Genomic DNA, 20,777 nt, shown 5'->3' on the forward strand with positions numbered 1-20,777 from the left:
TCGGCGTATTTTTGAAGCACTAAGCTTCTGCCCCACCCACCATGAAAATTTTGCTCGTTGAAGACCACGCTGAACTGGCGCGGAGCATTGCCAGCTACCTCGTGCAGGAGCACTACATCTGCGAGGTGGCGAGCACCTTCGACGAGGCGCGCGAAAAGCTGGCGCTGTTTAGCTACGACTGTGTGTTGCTTGATATCATGCTGCCCGATGGCAACGGTATCAACCTATTAAAGCTACTGCGCAAGGAAGGTGTAGAAAGCAGCGTTGTTATTATCTCGGCCCAAAACGCGCTCGACTTTAAGCTCACTGGTCTCAGCGAGGGTGCCGATGACTATATCACGAAGCCGTTTCCGCTGCCCGAGCTGCATGCGCGCATCAAGGCTATTATGCGCCGCCGCAGCCCGCACAAAAACAACATCATCACGTTTCGCGATATTACCGCCGACCTAGAGTCGCTGGAGTGCCGTGTGGGCGGCAAGCTGCTGAATCTCACGCGCAAGGAAACCAACTTGCTGCTCTACTTTATCAACAATAAGGGCCGAATGCTGACGCGCCAGGCCATTGCGGCGCACCTCTGGGGCGACTACACCGACAACCTAGATAGCGTGGATTTTGTGTATCAGCACGTCAAGAACCTGCGCAAAAAAATAACCGATGCGGGCGGCCAAGACTACATTAGCACAGTGTATGGGTTTGGATATAAGCTAAATGCGCCCGAGTAGTGAAGCTCAACTATCGCTACACCATCGCCTACGCGGTTATCACGTTTTTCGTGCTCAGCATCGGGTTTGCTATCGTGTATGCAGCCTTGTCGCGCAGCGTCACGCAGGCTACCATCGGCCGGCTCGAGCACCTAAACGAGGTAGTGGCCACCCACCTGCTCCGCAGCCGCGACGCTGGTGGCGAGTTCAGGCGCCCTAATGTGCGCATTCAACTGCTGCCCGATACCCTAGGTAGGCCGCGCACGGTGCTGGTGCGCCCAGAGTGGGACCCGGCCCTGCAAGCGCGGGTGGTAGTGGTACGCCTTACTACTTATCCACTCATCGGAGCATCGCGCTACGCTATCACTAGCCGGGCTTCGGTGGTCGAGCCGAGCGACGTGTACCTCACAGGCTTGATATTGGTTTTTGCCTGGACGTTCATATTTCTACTAGCCTTGGTGGTGATACTAAGCGAGTTGATTTCCTGGCGTATTCTGCGGCCCTTCAATGCCACGCTGCGGGGCATTCAGCAGTTTAAGCTCGGTCAGAAAACACCTATTGACTTGCCTACTACCCGTACTGCCGAGTTTGAGGAACTCAACAGCTTTTTGGTGCGCATGACGGCCCGCGCTCAGCGCGACTACCAGGGCTTACAAGAGTTTTCGGAAAATGCCTCGCACGAGCTGCAAACGCCCATTGCTAGCATCAAGGCCAAGATAGAATTGCTGATGGATGCAGATGAGCTGGCCGAAAAGCAGCTGCGCACATTGGCTGCCATGCACGACGAGCTAGAGCGCCTCGCCAAAATCAACCAAGCCCTCACGCTGCTGGCCAAGCTCGAACATTACGAGTCGCGCCCCAGTGACCTCGCCGACCTCAGCCAGATGGTGCCGGCCACCGAAGCTGCCTTTGCCGACCTCGCTGAGATGAAAGGCCTGACCACTAGCCAGCACGTGGCGGCTGGGGTGCGCGTGCCCTTTGATGAATCGCTAGCGCAATTGCTGCTTAATAACCTCTTCAGCAATGCCATCAGACACAATCTGCCAGGTGGCGAGGTGCGGGTAGAGCTGTCAGCCACCGAGCTACTGCTAGCCAACACGGGCCTCGCGCCAACGGCCCCGGTTGAAGAGCTATTTGGGCGCTTCAAGAAGGGCAATGCGGCTCTTGATTCTATCGGAATTGGGCTGGCCATTGTTAGGCGCATCGGCGAATTATACGGACACCAGGTCAGCTACGAGTATGCGAAGGGGTGGCACCGCTTGCGCGTAGTTTTTGGGTCGCTAGCGGAATAGAAGACAGGAGAAGGCGCATGAAATTTCAAGTAAATCATAAGGTTTATTTGAAATTTCTATAAAATTGGGTTTCTCCTTTGTATCGTCTTTTAGGGTGAGTGAATACTTACTCTGGCAAGGCATCCCACTCTCGCGCTTCCCAATTCTCACACTTCGGTGGCTCAACTGCTCTCGCCCGTTTTGCTTGCCCCCTCTGCTAACGCAGAGCCCGCCCGGCCGGAAAATATTTCCAATCGTCGGCTGCGGGCTATCCTGAGTGGGTCGGTAGGTAACCTAGTAGAGTGGTATGATTGGTACGTGTTCTCGTCGTTCTCGCTGTATTTCTCGGGCTCATTTTTTCCTTCCGACGATGCCACCGCGCAGCTCTTACACACGGCTGGTATTTTCGCCCTAGGGTTCCTGATGCGGCCTATTGGGGGCTGGATGTTTGGGCGCATAGCCGACAAAGTTGGCCGCAAGCAGTCGATGACGTTGTCGGTACTGCTCATGTCGCTGGGCTCGTTGCTCATTGCCCTCACGCCCACCTACCAAACCGTGGGCCTCGTAGCTCCGGTAATGCTGCTTACGGCTCGGCTGCTGCAAGGCCTGAGCGTGGGCGGCGAGTATGGCGTATCAGCCACGTACTTGGCCGAGATGGCGACGCCGCAGCGCCGAGGCTTTTATTCCAGTTTCTTATACCTAACCCTGATTGTGGCGCAATTGCTGGCCCTAGGTATCCAGCTGGTGCTACAGAAGTGGCTGCTCAGCGAGGCACAGTTGCTGGCCTGGGGGTGGCGCATTCCGTTTGCCATTGGTGCGGCCTTATCAGTGGTAGCGCTGCTGCTGCGCAGTAATCTCGACGAAACCAACGACTTTGAAGCGCAGCGGCACACGCCCGAAGAGCTGCGCGGCAGCCTACGCGTACTGCGGCAACACCCGCGTGCCGTGCTCACGGTGGTGGGGCTCACCATGGGCGGCACACTGGCGTTTTACACCTTCACGGCCTACATGCCCAAGTTTTTGGTGAACACCACGCACATGAGCAAGTCGGCCGCGGCCAATGTCTGCTTTCTATCGTTGCTGGGGTTTGCGGCCCTACAGCCGGTGTTTGGGGCGCTGTCCGACCGCATTGGGCGGCGGCCGCTGCTGCTGTTTTTCGGGGTGTTTGGGGCCTTGGGCACGGTGCCCCTGCTCATGGCGCTCAGCCATACCAGCAGCCCGTGGGCAGCGCTGGGGCTGCTGCTCGTGGCGCTCACTATCGTGAGCGGCTATAGCGGCATTAATGCCGTGGTGAAGGCCGAGCTGTTTCCGGTTGAAATCCGGGCCCTAGGTATCGGGTTGCCGCACGCGCTCACGGTAGCCGTGTTTGGCGGCACGGCCGAGTACATCGCCCTGTGGTGCAAGGGCGCGGGCCACGAGGCCTATTTCTACTACTACATCGCAGGCTGCATTGGCATCTCGCTCCTGCTCTTCTTTACGATGGCCGAAACCCGGCCTACCCGGCCGTTTGGTCAGGCAGCAAGGCCCTAGGCGGTCGTCATTCTCCTGCTGGATTTAAGCAAGATAAGCTTCGCTGTGCTGGCGATGGCTTCTACAGTTGTATTACCCTTTCCCACCCCACTTATATGAGCACTACCCTCACCGCCGATGCGCTGCAACGTCTTCAGCCGCTAGGTATTAGCCAAGCCAGCGAGGTATGCCTAAACCTGCCGCCCGCCGCCCTGGTCGAAGCTGCGCTGTGCCGCGGCGAAGCCGTGCTCACTGACACCGGTGCGCTCATGGCCGATACGGGTAAGTTTACCGGCCGCTCGCCTAAGGACCGGTTTGTGGTGCGCGACGAAAACACGGCGAATAGCGTGTGGTGGGGCGAGGTAAACATTCCCTTCGACGCTGACAAGTTTGACCAGCTGCACCAGAAAATGGTGGCTTACCTAGCCGACAAGACCCTGTATGTGCGCGAAGGCTACGCTGGGGCCAACCCCGATTACCAGCTCAAACTGCGTGTGGTGAATGAGCTAGCTTGGCACAACCTGTTTGCCTACAACCTGTTTCTGCGTCCCAAGGCAGGCGCCGATACTAGCTGGGCGGCCGATTTCAGTATTATCTGCGCGCCTGGTTTTGAGGCCGACCCAGCCGTGGACGGCACCCGGCAAGCCAATTTTGCTATCCTCAACTTCACCAAGAAGCTGATTCTCATTGGAGGCACGGCTTATGCGGGCGAAATGAAAAAGGGCATCTTTGGGGTGCTGAATTACCTGCTGCCCCACGAGCAGGACACGCTGCCCATGCACTGCTCGGCCAACGTGGGTGCCGACGGTGACACGGCCATTTTCTTCGGTCTATCGGGCACTGGCAAAACCACTTTGTCGGCCGACCCTAACCGTGGCCTCATTGGCGACGACGAGCATGGTTGGACACCCGCGGCCGGCATCTTCAACTTCGAGGGCGGCTGCTACGCGAAGGTTATCGACCTGAGCCAGGAGAAGGAGCCCGAAATCTGGCAGGCCATTAAGTTTGGCTCTATTGTCGAGAATACGCGCTTCGTGCCCGGCACCCGCTCCGTGGATTATGCTAACACCAGCGTCACCGAAAATACCCGTACGGCCTATCCCCTAGGGTACATCGCCAATGCGGTGGAGCCCTCAGTGGGCGCCGCGCCCAAGCACATTTTCTTTCTTACTGCCGATGCGTTTGGCGTGCTGCCCCCCATCAGCAAGCTCGATAAGAGCCACGCCATGTACCACTTCATGAGCGGCTACACGGCCAAAGTAGCCGGCACTGAGATGGGCATTACCGAACCGCAAACTACGTTTTCAGCTTGCTTTGGCCAGGTGTTCTTGCCTTTGCACCCCACCCGCTACGCCGAGATGCTAGGCCAGAAGATGGACGAGCACCCCGAGGTGAGCGTGTGGCTGGTAAACACCGGCTGGACGGGCGGCAGCTATGGCACCGGCTCGCGCATGAAACTGAGCTACACCCGCGCCATGATTACGGCCGCTCTCACTGGCCAACTCGACGAGGTCGATTTCCACGCGCACCCAGTGTTTGGGGTGCTGGTGCCGGCCGCCGTGCCCGGCGTGCCCACCCACCTGCTCGACCCGCGCCAAACCTGGGCCGATGCCGCTGCCTATGACACTACGGCCGCCGACCTAGCTCAGAAATTCGTAGACAATTTCCAGAAGTACGCTGATTATGCCAGCGCCGACATCTTGGCTGGTGCACCAAAGGTTGCTGCCGAGCAGCCCGCCTAGGTCGCTAGCTGCCCTTATTCGGCAGTTGTCTTAAGGCTTCTTGCTTGGTAGGGCGTGGTCTTCAATAAGCTTCACTGGGCCATGTCTTAGCCTTACTACCGCTACATTCCCACCCTCTTCTCTTTGCTTTAAATATGAAACGCTGGTATTCTAACCTTACCGTGCAGGTGCTCACGGCCATTGCCCTAGGGGTGGTGGTGGGCGCATTGTTTCCCAAGTTCGGCGCGGCCCTCAAACCAGTGGCCGACACGTTTATCAACCTCATCAAGATGTTGATTGCCCCCATCATTTTCCTGACTGTTGTGCTCGGTATTGCGGGCATGGGCAGCATGAAGAAAGTGGGCCGCGTGGGCGGCAAGGCTCTCCTTTACTTCGAAATAGTGACGACGCTAGCCCTGGCCATTGGCATTGGAGTAGCCAACCTGACGCAGCCTGGCGCGGGCGTGCAGGCCACCGCCCAGGCCGTGCTGCACGACAGCAAGAAAGCCGAGGAAGCCGCCAAATTCACCGAGAAAGCGGGCGAGATGAACTGGGTTGAGTTCTTCACCCACATTGTGCCTAGCAACGTAGTCGAGGCCTTTGCGAAGGGCGACATTTTGCAAGTGCTGCTATTTGCGGTGCTTTTTGGTCTGGCGCTCAATCGTATGGGCCAGGTTGCTCAGCCATTGGTAAAGACCTTCGACCGGCTATCGCACGCCATGTTTGGGGTGCTGGCCATCGTGATGAAGTTGGCCCCGCTGGGCGCGTTTGGCGGCATGGCTTTCACTATTGGCAAGTATGGTATTGCCACGCTGCTGCCGCTAGGCAAGCTTATGCTGGTCGTGTACACGACGATGTTCCTCTTCATCTTCGTAGTGCTCAATCTCATCTTGCGCTACTATAAGCTGCGCCTAGGTCCCTATTTGCGCTTTATAAAGGAAGAAATCCTGCTGGTGCTTGGCACATCGTCGTCGGAGTCGGCGCTGCCGCGCATGATAGACAAGATGGAGCGCCTAGGGTGCTCGCGCTCGGTGGCCGGGTTGGTTATTCCCACGGGCTACTCCTTCAACCTCGATGGCACGAGCATCTACCTGTCCATCGCGGTGATTTTCCTAGCGCAGGCTTTTAATATCCCGCTTTCCTTCACGCAGCAGCTCACGCTCATTGCTATTCTGATAGTTACGAGCAAGGGTGCGGCGGGCGTTACCGGCTCGGGCTTCATCGTATTGGCTTCTACGCTGGCGGCCACCAAGGTTATTCCGGTCGAGAGCGTAGCCCTGCTGCTGGGCGTCGACCGCTTCATGAGCGAGGCCCGCGCCATTACCAACGTTATCGGCAACGGCGTGGCGACGCTGGTCATTGCCAAGAGCGAGGGCGAGTTTGACGAGGCTCGCTACCAACTAGCCTTGCAAGGCAACTCGGTACCGGAGGCACGTGCCGCCGAGCCAGTGGCCGAACTGCCGCTCGTGGAAATAGCGCGGCACTAGGTTCCTCGCCGGGGTGAGTGTTTCTCACACCAGCATTATCACAGTTGGGTATTGTCTTTTTTCGGCCTAGGTCGAAAGCAGGCCACGCCTTGCTCTTTTTCTTCCATCCCCACCCATTTTACGCTCTTGATAATGAGTGCTTTTTACGGCCGCCTGCTGGCTGCGAGCTTATTGCTGCTAGGTGCTACGGCCCAGGCCCAGGTAGTGGTGCCACCTTCTACGGGCAAGGCCCCCGACCCGGCCCCAGTACAGTTACCCAAGCCCGCCCCAGCCCCTGCCAAGTCGGCGCCCTACGCGGGCGGCATGAAAATCAACCTCTCGCCCGACGGCTCGAAATACGTGCGCGTGATGACGGCCCATCAGTTTTGGGCGCGTTATACCGAGAATAATAGCAACACTACTAACGCCACCGAAGAGCTAGCCTACGACCAGGTAGACTTTGGCATCCGGCGCTCGCGTGTGCTACTGGTCGCACAACTCAATCCGCGGTTTCTTATTATTACGCAGTTAGGTATCAATGTGCAAACCACCATTTCGGGTGGTGCGCCCGGCGAGGCGACTGGCCCTGGCAAGAAGCCGTTCTTCTTCTTGCACGACGCGCTAGTAGAGTACAAGATTAATAAGTACCTCAACTTTGGCGGCGGCCTGCACTACGTCAATGGTATTTCGCGCCAGACCAGCTTCGCGGCCTTTTCGCTGCTCACGCTCGACGTGCCGGGCACGCAGTGGCCCGTCATCGACGCCATCGACCAGACCGGGCGTGGCCTAGGAATGTACGTGCGTGGCCGGGTCAAGAGCTTTGACTACAAGCTGTCGGTTAACGATGCCTTCCGCAGCAACCTTAGCAGCACGCCAGCCACCCTCACCACGGGCGTGGCCCAGTTCAACCCGCGTGCCCGCGGCATGGTGTACCAGGGCTATTTCGACTGGGAGTTTTTGGATAAAGAAGCCAACCTTGTGCCCTTCCAGGTGGGGTGCTACCTAGGGGCGAGGCGGGTGCTCAACCTCGGCGCGGGCTTCTTATTCTACAAAGACGGCATGTACACGCGCACCGTGGCCAACCCCACCACATTGCCCACCAACGTCTGGACCATTCCTTACGAGAAGCAAAATACCAGCACTATTGCGGCCGACCTCTTCTACGACACGCCCGTGGACACGGCTCAGCAAACGGCCTTCACGCTATATGCTGCCGCCTATCGCTACAACATGGGGTCCAACTTTGTGCGCTACGGCGGCACCATGAACCCCGGTACTGGCACGGCCACGCTGCGCGGCAACGCCATGCCCCTGCTCGGCACCGGTACCGCCCAAACTATCCAAACCGGCTTCTTGCTGCCCAAAAAGCTGCTTGGCCCTAAGGTGCGCCTGCAGCCTTATGCCGACTACATCCACGGCCGTTACGAAGGCTTGCGCACGAGCGAGGGCACTACGCGGGATGTCCATGTCTTCGACGGTGGCGTGAACGTGCTGCTCGACGGCCACCAAGCCAAAATCACGCTCAACTACCGCGCTAGGCCCGATTTCACCAATGTGAACGACGTAAAATACCGGCCCGAAATCACGACGCAACTCCAGGTGATTTTATAACCTGCGAAGATTGAAAACGCACGAGGGTGCGTAGGCTAGGAGAGGCCCAACAAGACAAAACCCCAGTCTGGTAGACCGGGGTTTTGTGTGTTTGAGACAAAAAAAGGAACCTATGCGCTAGCTCGGGAAATCGGCGCCGTTGCCGATGTGGGCGTACTGCTCTACTTCTTTGGTAATGGTAGCAAATTTGTCGAGCGCACCCTTCACGGCGGCCTTACCTAGGGGTAGGTGCAGCGGCGGGTTATCCATGCGCACTAGGTCAAACATGGCTTGCGCGGCGCGCTTGGGGTCGCCGGGCTGCTGCCCGCTGTACCCCTGAATGTCGGCCATGTTCTTGCCGGCCGTGGGGCGGTAGTCCTCAATGGCCGGCTCGGTAAACGTGGCCGAGCGGCCCGCCCAGTCGGTGCGGAAGCCACTGGGCTCCACATTAGTCACGTGGATACCTAGGGGCGCCACCTGCTGAGCCAGGCTCTCGCCGATGCCTTCCAGCGCAAACTTAGAGCCGTTGTAGATGCCCACGCCCGGAAAAGCGCGCAGCCCGCCAATGCTGGTGATGTTGAGAATGTGGCCGCTTTTGCGCTCGCGCAGGTGCGGCAGTACCGCCCGCAGCACCCGCAGCGGCCCAAATACATTGATGTCGAACTGCCGCTGCACTTCCGAATCCGGCACTTCCTCAATGGGGCCCATCGAGCCGTAGCCGGCATTGTTAACCACCACATCGATGTGGCCCAGTGCCGCAATGGCATCAGCTACGGCCTGTTTCACGGCGGCCTCGTCGGCTACGTCGGCCACCAGGCCTTTGCCGTTGGCGCCGGCTTTTGCGGAGAACTCGTCGGCCTGCTCCTGCTTGCGGAAGGTGGCGGCCACTTTATCGCCCTGGGCCAAGGCTAACTCGGCCAGGTGCTTACCAAAGCCGGTGCTTACGCCGGTGATAAACCAGTTTTTAGTCATGCTGCTTAGCTTAAAGAAAAGAACGTGGCTAAGACGGATGGCATGCCTAGAATGTTTGGCTGCGCCCCAGGCGCCCTAGGTGGCCCGGCCCGGTCCAGCGTGCTAGGCAGCGGCTTGAACTGCTGAGTAGCGGTGCACTGCCAAAAAATCAGAAAAGATGCCTCATAACTCGCGTCGCTTCCCTAAAAAGAGGTGGCGACTCATAAGAAGTTGGCAAAAAAAGCAAACCCGGTTTAGCAATAATTAGCCCACGCGTAGTGAATATTAAAGGATTAGTAAGGAATTGTATTAAGCAAGTAGATGCGATAGCATCTTGCTAGTGTTTACAATACTTTCTCTAATTCTAAATAACACATATCTACTTATAAGTTAGTTTGCTTACGTAGCGAGAATTTGGTAGCTGAGTAGGTGCTAAAGCACAGGCATAAAGCGTATAGCGTGCTCACTAATTGACCTTTTTAAAGCAGTGATGAAGAAGGGCACTGATTAAAAGCTGTAGCAATTCTGTGGTCTATCTAGGTAGTCTAGGTAAAGGCCAAAAATTATTTATAAGGTAATGGGCTAAATCGGATTGAATATTGCGGAGAGAAGAAAGAACTTTGCTTTTTTAAGAAAAACAAATTTTTTTTTCTTACGTCTGAAGGCAATAATCTATGATTCCACTTATCCTCGCCATGCTATTTCTTTACACTCTTTGCGGCCATTTCTGGCCCTCATGTGGCGCTAGTCGATTTAGGCCTTGTATGGCCATCGTGCTGGGCATCTGCATGCTGCTGGCGTCTACGGCGCGGGCGCAGTCACTGCCACCGGTGATAGGCTCGCCGGGGCTGGCGGCCGATTACTACCGGGGCTATTTCTACGACCAGGTCAGCTTCTTCACGGCCAATACCCCGGTCATTCGCAACCGCCCGGTAGAGCAGCTAAACTTTGAGGAGGCCGAAGATGATAATTTCCGCGTCGGAAACGTGGCTACTTATTACTCGCCCAACCGGCCCGACGAGTTTAGCGCTCAGTTTCGGGGGCAGCTCTATGTGACCACAGCCGGTAGCTACACGTTTTACCTGGGCTCGGATGATGCGGCTTACCTCTGGCTCGATAACCACCCGCAGCCGGTAGCTTTCAATAAAGGCGACTCCTTTCCGTACCGCGAAATGAGTGGCACCTGCACGCTCACGGCGGGCCTGCATACGCTGCGCGTCGATTATGGCGAGCACGGCGGCAGCCAGGGCTTGGTGCTGCAATACAGCGGCCCCGACATGCCCAAGCAGCTGGTGCCCAACGGGGTGCTATATAACCAAATGACGGCAGCCATTTTGCCCACGCTCCTGAACTTTGAGGCTGTGGCGGACAACCTGCAAGTAGCGCTGAACTGGGAAACCGCTGCCGAAGAGAACTGCACCGAGTTTGTAATTCAGAAGTCGAGGGATGGCAAGACTTTTACCGACCTGCTGCGCCGGCCCGGTGGGGCCACCACCGTGAAGGCCCGGAGCTATAGCGCCATCGACCCACAGCCCGCCATTGGCTGGACCTATTACCGCCTGCAGCAACTGCGCAGCGACCGCGAGCCAGTGTACTCGCCTATCAAAGCAGTCGAAATAAAGCCTATCGAGCTAACCGTTAGCATCTACCCCGTGCCCAACAACGGTACCTTTTACCTCGATGTGCAGCCAGGCAACGTGGGTACGGCCCAACTCAGGCTGCTCGATATGAGCGGCCGCCAAGTATATGAGAAAGAAATATCGCTAACTAATGGCGCACGCCAGATGATAGAGCCCGACATGGCAACCGGCATTTATATGCTAAAGCTGACTACTAACGCCGGCACTTTCAGCCGCAAAATATCGCTGGGGATTTAGAACTTATCTGATACCCCTAAGCCTCAATTCTGCAAAACCCCGCTGCCCTGTGTTCAGGGCAGCGGGGTTTTTTGGCACCTAGGCGCCGAAATAGAGCGGTTGAGAAAGGAAATTCTACTCGTTTACAGAGAAAGAAGCGCCATCGAGCGACTAAATAGCTACAATCATCGCCAATTGCGTGTTCCTACACGGTTTGCCTGTAATTTTGTATCAGATAATTTATTCATCACCCTACCAGCCGTGGCCTTGTGCTAGGTTGAGGTAGTTGCCTGCAAGAGGGTTCGAATAGATTTTCTAGAAACAGGAAAAGGAAAAGTTGGATTGCCCATCTCAGTTTGAGATGGGCAATTTGTTTTTGTGGCTATTGCATTATCTTTTAGTAGCTTATATCCTGCTGTCGGCGCTGTAGCGGCTACCTGGAAAATATACTAGCGCGTAAGTTTTTGTACTAGCAGATGAACTCCTTGTGCTACTACCACGGCACCTAGGACGTTCCCAGGCGCTTTTTGGTGAGCTTAGTAGGAATATGCTCCATCGGCTTATCGGGCCACGGGTGCTTGGGGTACTTGCCTTTCAAGTCTTTACGTACATCAAAGTAGCCCTTCTCCCAAAAAGACCGCAGGTCGCGCGTGACCTGGGCTGGCCGGCCGCCGGGCGAAAGCAAATGTAGCAGCAGCGGCACCCGGCCCGCGGCCACCGTAGGGGTCTCGGTGAGGCCAAACAATTCTTGCAGCTTCACGGCCAGCACTGGGGCGGCGGGGTCGCCGTAGTCGAGGGTGATGTGCGAGCCGCTGGGTACTTCAAGCGCAGCGGGGGCGAGGCGGTCAAGCTCTTGGCGCTGGGCCCAGTCGCCAGGCAGCCGCGCCAGCAAGGGCTCGGTCAGGTCGAGGCGCTGCACTTGGTCGAGGCTCTTGAGGCCGGCTAGGTGCGGGCCCAGCCAATCGCCTAGGTCAGCTAGCAGCGCCTCATCGTCGAAGGCTGGCCACGCTGCATCGCCTAACAGCTGGTGCAAGAAGGTGAGGCGCTGCTGCAACTGCCGGGCCCCGGCCGTCCAGTTGAGCTTGCCCAGTCCGCTTTCCTGCAAGTAGCCCAGCAGCGCCCGCGCCACTAGCGTAGCATCGGGCTGGCCAATCATGCTTTCGGCCAGCACAAGTGCCCCTAGGCGGCGTACTCGGCGGCCCACTACCCGCTGCGCGGTGGCATCGTAGCGCACCTCATCGGTGGTGCTGATTTGCTCGGCAAAGCCCTCTTCCAACTCTTCTAGGTCGAGCGGAGCGGCCAGGGTGGCGCGGGGCGCAGCGGCCGTGCCCGCCAAGTAAGCCACCGCAAAAAAGCGAGCCTGGGGGTCTACATCTTCGGTCTTGAGGCTCACGCGCTGGCCTGTGACGAGGCGCAGCCGGTCGGGAGCCTCGCGCTGGCCTAGCCGGTCGGGGTAGGCTAGGGCCGCCAGCAACCCCACGGGCGAAGCCGTGAGATGGGCCGCCGAAGGACTCTGCTTGCCGCCCGCGCGACCTTGCAAGTGGCGCGCCACCTCGCGCACGCGCTGCAACGTGGCGTGGTGCAAGGCCAGCCCCGCCAGTGGCGGCCGGCCGCTCGCCAGTGCCTCTAGGCGCAGGCGCAGGTCGGGGGGCAGGGGGCGCGGGTCGTGGGGCGTGGCCCAGCGCAGCAGGTCGCGCTCAGCCAGCAGGGCAGCTAGGGCCGTGGCGGCGGGGCCGTGCCCTAGGTCGGTGCCACGCACTACCAGGTGCCCTAGGCGCGGCGGCAGGCCTAGCTTGGCAAGCTGCCGGCCGTGGGGCGTAGGCTGGGTAATTTGAGTGATGGGTAATGGGAGTAATGCCGCCTCATTATCCTGGGCAAGACTAGGCTCATTGCTCTTATTACTCAAATTACCCCCATTGCTCATAGCCCCTAGGCGAACCAGCAGCTCGCGTGCCTGGGCCACGGCGGCCGTGGGGGGCACATCGAGCCAGCGCAGGCTGCTGGGGTCGTGGGTGCCCCACAGGGCCAGCTCCAACACCAGGCCGCTGAGGTCGGCGGTTTGAATTTCGGGCGGGCGATGGACGGGCAGCTGATAGTGCTCGGCTTCGGTCCAGAGGCGGTAGCAGGTGCCGGGCGCGAGGCGGCCGGCGCGGCCCCGGCGCTGGTCGGCCGCGGCCTGGGCCACGGGCACTGTTTCGAGAGTAGTAAAGCCCGTGCGCGGCACGAAGCGCGGCACCCGGGCAAAGCCCCCGTCTATTACCACCCGCACGCCCTCGATGGTGAGGCTAGTTTCGGCGATGCTGGTGGCCAGGATGACCTTGCGGCGGCCAGCCGCCGCGGGGCGCAGGGCCGCCTGTTGCGCTTCGAGGGGTAGCTCGCCGTGCAGCAGGTGTAGGTCGGTAGTGGGCGGCAGGCTGTCGGCCAGTTTTTTCTCGCTGCGCTGCAAGTCGGCTACGCCGGGCAGAAATACTAATATGTCGCCTTCATGGGCGGCGAGGGCGGCGCGTACCTGCCCAGGCACCAGTTCGGCCAGGCGCTCGCTGGGCTTGGGCGGCAGGGCGGCGGCCCGGCGCGGGTCGAGGTAATAGGTTTCGATAGGAAACAAGAACCCCGCCGATGACACTACGGGCGCCGGCAGCCACTGGCCTAGCCGCTGCGCCTCTAGGGTGGCCGACATGAGCAGGATGCGCAGCTCGGGCCGCAGCACGGCCTGTGCATCGAGCGCCAGCGCCAGGCCTAGGTCGGCGTTGAGGCTGCGCTCGTGGTACTCGTCGAACACTACGCAGGCTACGTCTTCCAGCGCGGGGTCGTCTTGCAGCATGCGCGTGAGAATTCCCTCCGTGATGACTTCCACCCGCGTATCGGCCGATATCTGACTATCGAGCCGCACACGGTAGCCTACGGTGCGGCCCACGGGCTCGCCTAGTAGCTGGGCCAGGCGGGCCGCTGCAGCGCGGGCGGCGAGCTGGCGGGGCTCCAGCACTAGTATTTTTTGGTGGGGCGCGCGCCACTCGGCGGCCAGCAGCTCTAGGGGCACCACGGTGGTTTTGCCGGCGCCCGGCGGCGCCTCAAGCACCACGCGGGGCTGTGTGGCCAGGGCTTCGCGCAGTGCGGGCAGCGCCGCTACGATGGGCAGGTCGGGCAGGGGAGGAAGGCGAAACGAGTGCGGCATCAAGCCAAAATTACGCGCTGGGTCCGCCTGCGCCCGGCGCGGATGGGCTGGCTTGGCAGCCGAACCGCGTGGCCGGGGCAGCAACAATTACTGGCCCTAGGTAGCCTGCTTGGGCAACGCGGGCCGTATATAGCAGCTATGATTCCACTGATTGTCCAGACCCCGCGTCTTATCATCTTGGCGGCCAGCCGGGCGCTGCTCACCGCCGAGCTGCACAAGCCCCAGTATTTCCCGGTGTTGCTCGGGGCCGCGCTGCCTACCGACTGGCCACCCCGCGGCTACGACCGCGAGGCCATGCACTACTTTTTGGAGAAGCTGACGGCGGACGGCCGCAACGCTGCTGGCTGGTACGGCTGGTACGCGCTACGCAAGGCCGAGGGCGACACGCCACGCACGCTTATTGGCACGGGGGGCTTCATGGGCCCGCCCGATGCGGCGGGCACGGCCGAAATCGGCTACTCCATCGCCGCCGATTGGCACGGGCAGGGCTTGGCTACCGAGCTGGTAAGTGGGCTGGTGCAGCAGGCCGCCGCCACCGGTCAGGTGCGCCGCTTGGTGGCCCACGCCCGCACCGACAACCCCGCTTCGCAGCAGGTGCTGGTGCGCAATGGCTTTGCCCTAGTGGGCCCCGCCCAAGAGGGCCACGTACGCTTCGAGCGGGTAGTTGAACCCGCCGCGGCGCTGCAAAGCTGATACAGGCCTAACACAGAAGAGCCCGGCTACGCACGTAGCCGGGCTCTTTTGCTAGAAAGCAGTAGATGCGTTATTTCTTTTGCGTGGTTGTCTTTTTGCCGTCAGGCTTGCTTTGCTCGACCACCTCGTTTTTCTTTTCTTTCTTCTTGGTTTCCGGGTCGGTATGATTGGGCGTCTTCATGGTCTATGGGCTAAAGGAGATACTTCTATTACGCGGTTGAAGCTCAATACGTTTTAGTCGGGAAGCTGGTTGATGTCCGTCGGCTCTACTTTGGCCGTGGCGTTCATCATATGGCGATACTTGGTGGAGGAGGCGTAGGCCTTGATGCGCACCCGGTTGATGCTACCTAGGGGCAGGTGCTCAGGCAAGCAATGGAAGGGGTTGAACGACAGTACATCGTCGGCGTACACGCGGCGGGCAGGGCTGAAAGCATCTTGCGCCGGCAGCACGATTTTGCCCAGCGTCTGGTAGGGGCTTTGGTCTTGGGGCCAGTCGATGGAGGCATCTTCGACGGGCATAGTTTTGAGGTCAGTGCAAAGCTGGGCGCGCAGTTCATACTCGGCACCCTGGGTACGGAAAAAGTCTACGACCATGTCGCGGTAAGCGCCCGGCTCGCTCACGTCCATTTCCTTGCCCGCCAACGCTTTCAGGTTCTCAGAAAGCGGCGCTACACTTACTTTGGCCACATAGTCGCCATAGCGAATGGCACCAAGCGTGGTGTATGTTTCGCCCAGCATGTGGTTGTTGGGGTGCGCCTGCACTACCATCTCCACTTCTTTCTTAGGGCCACCTAAGTCTTCGATAACTTCTAGCGCCTTGTCGGCTAGCACGCCTACTTTGTTGATGGCGGTTTGCAGTAGCTCGGGGCCGTGGGCCAGCTTTTCGATGCGCAGCTGCATGTCGTGGTAGCTTTTCACATCGCCGGTCGGGATGATGGTATCGTTCACCATCAGAAAGTCCTGGGTGAGGGCGTCGGCTTCCTCAGGCAGAAATTTCTTGCCTTCTACCCCAATAATTTTCAGGGCAAAGCCTTTCACGGCCGGCTGGCTATCGGGCTGAATAGCCCCTGGTGACGTGGACAGGCGGATGATAACCGGATATGTTTTGGCTTCCCTGAACATGCCTTGCGCCAAGTGCTCAGGCAAGTTGGGCGCCACGTGTAGCTCGCCGCGCAAAATACCGTGGCTTTTGGCGTGGGCATCGCGGATGGCGTGGCGGTTTTTCTCAAACATGAGGCGGGCCACCCGCGCCATTGAGGCCACAGTTTCGTCGCCTAGCTGGTCTTCATTAGGTTGAATTTCTTCGACGCCGTCGGCGAAGCGAACGTAGGAGGCAGGCGTGGTAGGCATAAGGAATAGATAAAGCAAGTGCCGCCCCATTGGTGAGCACGGTGCTGTCGGTACGGATGAGGTTAGGTATTGGTTAGTAGGCGTTAATCAATTAGTGTTTAGGGGCTGGCGAATAGTATATCTAAGAAGCACTGCTAGGCAGGGCCTTGGGTAGCTTTGGGCTGCCGAAGGCCCTAGGAGTGACAAGGTTGCCTAAGCCGATAGCTAAGCGCACCCAAAAGCCAGCCCTAGGTAGACAACTGCCGTACAAGGAAAGTGAAACTTTTCCATTCTTTCAGCACACTTTCGCCATGTCTCGATTTTTCAGTTTTCTACTGCTCGCGCTAGCGGTTGGGCTTGCGCGCCCAGCCGCGGCGGCCGACGGCATTCCGGCCCGGCCGGAGCCCTTTACTTTTGTTACAGACCAAGCCAACCTGCTATCGGCAGCCGACGCCAAAAAGCTGGAAGGCGGCCTACGCAAGTACGCCGACAACACCGGCACGCAGGTGGTGGTGGTGACGGTGCCCTCGCTGGGTGGCACCAACGTGGCCGACTACGCCCGCCAGCTGGGCACTGCCTGGGGCGTGGGCCAGCGCGACAAAAACAACGGCATTGTGGTGCTGCTGTCTGGCAAGGAGCACAAAATGAGCATTGAAGCCGGTTCGGGTCTGCGCAGCGCTATTACGCCCGAATTGACCCAGCGCGTAATGAACCAGGACATGGCTCCGGCGTTCAAGCAAGGCAACTACTTTGCTGGGCTACGCAAAGGCCTGAACACCCTGATGCTGGCGGCTAACCCCAGCTCGGACCCGCGCAAAAACAACGCGGCTGCGGCCGGCGCTGGTGCTGCATCGGCCACAGATGCTACCACCACCCCTAACGCTATGAATACTGCCAGCACCGAGCCAGCAGCTACTACGCCCGCCTACCCCGAGGCAACCCCAGAGCCTGCTTCTTCGGGTGGCGGCCTAGGCATCGGCTCGCTCCTCATTGGAGCGCTCGTGATTGGCGGTGGCATCTGGCTGGTAAAGCGCTTGTTTAGCCGCAATAACAACAATGCCGCGGCGCAGTCGCCGACGCCTAATTTCCGGGGCAATGGCCCTGTGGGGGGCAACCAGACGCCCAACTTTATGGGCAACCAAGGTAACCAGGGCTACCCGCAGGGTGGCAACTACGGTGGGGGCTATGGCGGCCAAGCGCCTAGCTCGGGCCCGGGCATAGGCGGCATGCTGGCTACTGGGGCCGCTGCTGCGGCTGGCGCCTATATAGGCAATCGCATGTCGGAGGGCCACGACACCTCGGGCAGCGCGGCGCACAACTTTGACACGGGCGCAGCGGGCGCGGGCCTTGGCGGGGCCGGGGCCGTGCCGCCCGCTAATGCAGCCAGCGACTACTTCGGCACCAGCAACAGCGGCGCCGACGCTGGCCCCGACTACTTCTCGGATACTAATAGCTCGGACAACTCGGGCGACTACTTCTCCGGCGATAGCGGGTCATACGATGATATGTCATCGGACGACACTGGCGGCGGGGGGTTTGACAGCACCGACGATAACCAAGGCTCGTGGTAAGTAGCTGCCCTAGGTAGCTTCCGGCAACAAAAAGGCCCGTTTGCAGCACGCAAGCGGGCCTTTTTGTTGCCGGAAGCTACAGCCACTGGCGCAGGTAGTGGTATACCTCGGGGTGGCGCAGCAGCCCGCCGTGGTGCTGCTGCCCAAAGCGCGCCGTACGCACGCTGGTGCCGGGCGGCAGGGCCGTTTCGTCGCCAAATAGCTGCCCCTGGCCACTGGCTGCGCCCACCAGGCCATCGCCAAAATAGTCGCGCACGGCGCGGGGCAGGTTGGCGCGCAGCCAGGCGCCCACCAGCACATGGTAGCGCACACCGGGTAGCAGCGGCACCACCGTGCGCGGGCGGGGTAGGGCTGGGTCGTCGGGCTGCTGCCAGTCTTCGTCTACCAGCAGGGCTTGCCCTAGGTCCTTGATTCCGTTGGAGCGGCGAGCAATGGCATTGCTCACAAAGCGCGTGGGCAGTAGGTTAATGCGCTTGAGCAGGCGCTCTACCAACTGGCCGTTTTGCTCTAGGTACGAGCCATCGTGCGGCACGCCCAGCAGAAAGATAGAGCGCACGTGCGCCAGCCAGGAAGCAGTAGTTGGCAGCGGCTCCTCGGCTGCTTTGGCCTTTTTAGCACCGGCTTTGGTGCGCAGTTCCTGCGATTTACTCGCGTAGTACCCCGCCGAGCGAATAACAAGCCCGCCCATGCTGTGGCCCACCAGCACGAGCTCGCCTAGGGCATCGGGGTAGGAGTGGTGCAGGTCGGTGAGCAGCTGGTGCAGCCCGCGGCCGTTTTCAGAAATGTGCAGGCCCGTGTTATAGCGCACGTAGAGCACCCGCACGCCGGCCTCGGCGGCTAGGCGCGGGCCGTAGCGCAGTGGGCCGCCGGGCGCTTCGGCCAGGCCGGTTTGCCAAATAAGCTCGTCGCCCATGAGCCCGTGCACGAACACCACCGTCTTTTGGTGCGGCTCGCTCAGGCCTAAGTCGGCCACGGTCACATCGCGGCCGCCTCGCCGAAAGCTCAGGGCAATGGCGCGCGGGTCGTGGCGGGCGGCCAGCTGGTCGCCGAGCGCGCCATTGAGCACGGGCAAGAAAAAATGCTGGTGCGCCCGCCCCGACTGGTACACCAGCGCGGCCCCGCGCACCGGCGCCAGGGCCACCTGCGTGAGGGTACCTAGGGCCCGGCGCAGCGGGGAGGGCGAGAAAAAGGCGGCCATAGCAAGCAGTAAGAAGAATGAACAGCGAAAGCGCGGGCGAAGCAGGCCCCGCGGCAACAAAAATCCGGCGGACCCGTCCAAGTCTAAACGCAGCCGGGCTGCATCTTTGCACCAACACTCCTTTTATTTTTTGTATGAACTTCTCCTTTCGCCCCGCCCTGGCGCTGTTGCTGGGTGCTTCGGCCGCGCTGCTCACGGCCTGCGACTACAAATACAGCCCTGGCGTAAATACGCAGTTTGAGCACGGCTTCAACGGCACGCCGGGCTTCACCAATGCCGATGTAAACCGCGATAGCGTTAACTACGTCCAAAACGTGCGCACGCCTATCGGCAAAGGCTCGGCCACCGACCTGCAAACGGCCAGCCCCGAAGAGCAGCAGCAGTCGGCACCGGCCGGCAAGAGCAGCGCCTCGCCCCAGTCGGCCAGCGGTGAGCTTGGCACCACCGACCAGGCCAAGCCCACCAGCAACGCCACGGCGCCCGACGGCAACCAATAAATAGTTGTGCGATGTCTTAACGCCCCCTGCCAGCCTGGCGGGGGGCGTTTTACGTATAGTGGCGGTGCAGCTAAGCAGCGGCGGCAGCCCCGGCCCTAGGTGGTAAAACCAAGCCTTAAGGTGCCGCGGGCCGTAGGCTATGTATATGCTGCGGCTGCCGGCCCAGGCAATTCATGTTTCCCATCCTTGCTGTCTATGCTTTCCAATGATGCTTCGCGGGCCACTACCCCCGCCTTCATGCCAGTGGTGCCCGGCCTGCACGCGCTGCGCGACGTATTTGTCAACCTCTACTACGCGGCCGCCGTGCCCGAGCAGCCGCACGGCCCCTGGGTGCTGATTGATGCCGGCCTGCCCGGCTCGGCCGATAAAATCAAGGTGTACGCCGAAGAGGCATTTGGCCCCGCCAACGCGCCCATCGCCATCGTGATGACACACGCGCACTTCGACCACGCCGGCAGCCTCGATGAGCTGCTGAAGCTCTGGCCCGAGGTGCCCGTGTATGCTCACCCCTTAGAGCTGCCCTACCTCACGGGCCGCTCGGGCTACCCGCCGCCCGACCCCACCGTGGGCGGAGGCCTCATGGCGTACATGTCTTTTGTGTACCCCAAGCATCCTTACGACCTAGGTAACCGCGTGCACCCGCTGCCCGAAGATGGCAGCGTGCCCGGCCTGCCCGGCTGGCGCTGGCTGCACACGCCCGGCCACACGCCGGGCCACGTATCGTTTTTCCGGGAAGAAGGCCGGGTGTTAGTAGCGGGCGATGCCTTCACTACCGTGAAGGGCGAGTCAGCCATTGCCACCTACACGCAGCGCCAGGAGGTGCATGGCCCGCCCGCCTACTTCACCCCCGACTGGGATTCGGCCCGCGTGTCGGTGGCCGAACTGGTAACGCTAGTACCCGAGGTGGCCGCCACGGGCCACGGCATTCCGATGCACGGCGAGGTGTTGCGCACTGAGCTGGCCCACCTGGCTGTGCATTTCAACACCATAGCTCGCCCCAAACTAGGTCGCTACGCTCATCAGCCCGCTATAGCCGATGCCGATGGTGTCCGCTCGGTGCCGCCACCCCTGGTTAGCCCCGTTATAAAAGGCTTAGCTGTGGCTGGGGTACTGCTGGCCGCTGCCGGCCTACTACTGGCCAACAAGAAGGGGGGTCGCAAAAGACATCGCCGTGCTTGGTACCGTGACCGTCCGGCCCGCCCGCGCCCCTATCGGCCCTAGGCCTTCGGGCTCTGGCTCAACGAATTATATT

15 protein-coding genes are annotated in these 20,777 nt (G+C 60.0%); 11 read left to right on the plus strand and 4 right to left on the minus strand.

What is annotated here, in order from left to right; all coding sequences use genetic code 11:
- The first annotated feature begins 41 nt into the window (after positions 1-41).
- From JAO77_RS14390 to JAO77_RS14415, 6 genes are all read left to right on the plus strand, one after another.
- Complete coding sequence (locus tag JAO77_RS14390) at positions 42-722, plus strand: response regulator transcription factor (RefSeq protein WP_198991031.1); 681 nt, start codon at positions 42-44, stop codon at positions 720-722.
- Complete coding sequence (locus tag JAO77_RS24555) at positions 722-1,993, plus strand: sensor histidine kinase (protein ID WP_198991032.1); 1,272 nt, start codon at positions 722-724, stop codon at positions 1,991-1,993. Before JAO77_RS14390 ends, JAO77_RS24555 begins: the two co-directional genes overlap by 1 nt.
- A 180-nt stretch (positions 1,994-2,173) precedes the next feature.
- Complete coding sequence (locus JAO77_RS14400) at positions 2,174-3,502, plus strand: MFS transporter (RefSeq protein ID WP_198991033.1); 1,329 nt, start codon at positions 2,174-2,176, stop codon at positions 3,500-3,502.
- 95 nt (positions 3,503-3,597) lie between these two features.
- Positions 3,598-5,223 carry a phosphoenolpyruvate carboxykinase (ATP) gene (gene pckA / locus JAO77_RS14405; protein WP_198991034.1) on the plus strand — a complete coding sequence of 542 codons (1,626 nt, stop codon included), beginning with the start codon at positions 3,598-3,600 and terminating at the stop codon, positions 5,221-5,223.
- Positions 5,224-5,357: 134 nt separating this feature from the next.
- The gene (locus JAO77_RS14410) at positions 5,358-6,689 is read left to right on the plus strand and encodes a dicarboxylate/amino acid:cation symporter (protein WP_198991035.1); all 1,332 of its coding nucleotides are present in this window, start codon (positions 5,358-5,360) and stop codon (positions 6,687-6,689) included.
- 132 nt (positions 6,690-6,821) lie between these two features.
- Positions 6,822-8,279: a hypothetical protein gene (locus JAO77_RS14415; protein WP_235998416.1), complete on the plus strand. Its 1,458-nt coding sequence runs from the start codon at positions 6,822-6,824 to the stop codon at positions 8,277-8,279.
- A 117-nt stretch (positions 8,280-8,396) separates the two neighbouring features.
- On the opposite strand, the gene JAO77_RS14420 is transcribed toward JAO77_RS14415, so the two are convergent.
- Positions 8,397-9,230, minus strand: coding sequence for an oxidoreductase (locus tag JAO77_RS14420; protein WP_198991036.1), 834 nt, complete (start codon positions 9,228-9,230; stop codon positions 8,397-8,399).
- Between the two features lie 743 nt (positions 9,231-9,973).
- Here JAO77_RS14420 and JAO77_RS14425 point away from each other — a divergent pair.
- Positions 9,974-11,086, plus strand: coding sequence for a PA14 domain-containing protein (locus JAO77_RS14425; protein ID WP_198991037.1), 1,113 nt, complete (start codon positions 9,974-9,976; stop codon positions 11,084-11,086).
- A 484-nt stretch (positions 11,087-11,570) separates the two neighbouring features.
- Here JAO77_RS14425 and hrpB read toward each other — a convergent pair whose 3' ends face one another.
- On the minus strand, positions 11,571-14,237 hold the full coding sequence (hrpB, locus tag JAO77_RS14430) for an ATP-dependent helicase HrpB (RefSeq protein WP_198991038.1): 2,667 nt from the start codon (positions 14,235-14,237) through the stop codon (positions 11,571-11,573).
- 138 nt (positions 14,238-14,375) lie between these two features.
- Between hrpB and JAO77_RS14435 the strand changes: the two genes are divergently transcribed.
- Positions 14,376-14,930 (plus strand): GNAT family N-acetyltransferase, encoded by a 555-nt coding sequence (locus JAO77_RS14435; RefSeq protein WP_198991039.1) that lies wholly within the window; start codon positions 14,376-14,378, stop codon positions 14,928-14,930.
- Positions 14,931-15,164: 234 nt separating this feature from the next.
- Here the strand turns inward: JAO77_RS14435 and JAO77_RS14440 are convergent, their stop codons facing one another.
- The gene (locus tag JAO77_RS14440; RefSeq protein WP_198991040.1) at positions 15,165-16,280 is read right to left on the minus strand and encodes a catalase family protein; all 1,116 of its coding nucleotides are present in this window, start codon (positions 16,278-16,280) and stop codon (positions 15,165-15,167) included.
- Positions 16,281-16,570: 290 nt separating this feature from the next.
- Here JAO77_RS14440 and JAO77_RS14445 point away from each other — a divergent pair, with 290 nt between their 5' ends.
- Positions 16,571-17,830: a TPM domain-containing protein gene (locus JAO77_RS14445; protein ID WP_198991041.1), complete on the plus strand. Its 1,260-nt coding sequence runs from the start codon at positions 16,571-16,573 to the stop codon at positions 17,828-17,830.
- A 76-nt stretch (positions 17,831-17,906) separates the two neighbouring features.
- On the opposite strand, the gene JAO77_RS14450 is transcribed toward JAO77_RS14445, so the two are convergent.
- Positions 17,907-19,028 carry an esterase/lipase family protein gene (locus JAO77_RS14450; RefSeq protein ID WP_198991042.1) on the minus strand — a complete coding sequence of 374 codons (1,122 nt, stop codon included), beginning with the start codon at positions 19,026-19,028 and terminating at the stop codon, positions 17,907-17,909.
- A gap of 134 nt (positions 19,029-19,162) precedes the next feature.
- Here JAO77_RS14450 and JAO77_RS14455 point away from each other — a divergent pair, with 134 nt between their 5' ends.
- Together JAO77_RS14455 and JAO77_RS14460 are read left to right on the plus strand one after the other, a co-directional pair.
- Positions 19,163-19,525, plus strand: coding sequence for a hypothetical protein (locus JAO77_RS14455; RefSeq protein WP_198991043.1), 363 nt, complete (start codon positions 19,163-19,165; stop codon positions 19,523-19,525).
- A 195-nt stretch (positions 19,526-19,720) separates the two neighbouring features.
- Positions 19,721-20,746, plus strand: a complete 1,026-nt coding sequence (locus JAO77_RS14460; RefSeq protein WP_198991044.1) for an MBL fold metallo-hydrolase — start codon at positions 19,721-19,723, stop codon at positions 20,744-20,746.
- Positions 20,747-20,777: the final 31 nt, after the last annotated feature.

This window comes from Hymenobacter sp. BT559 (assembly GCF_016427535.1).
GTDB lineage: Bacteria > Bacteroidota > Bacteroidia > Cytophagales > Hymenobacteraceae > Hymenobacter.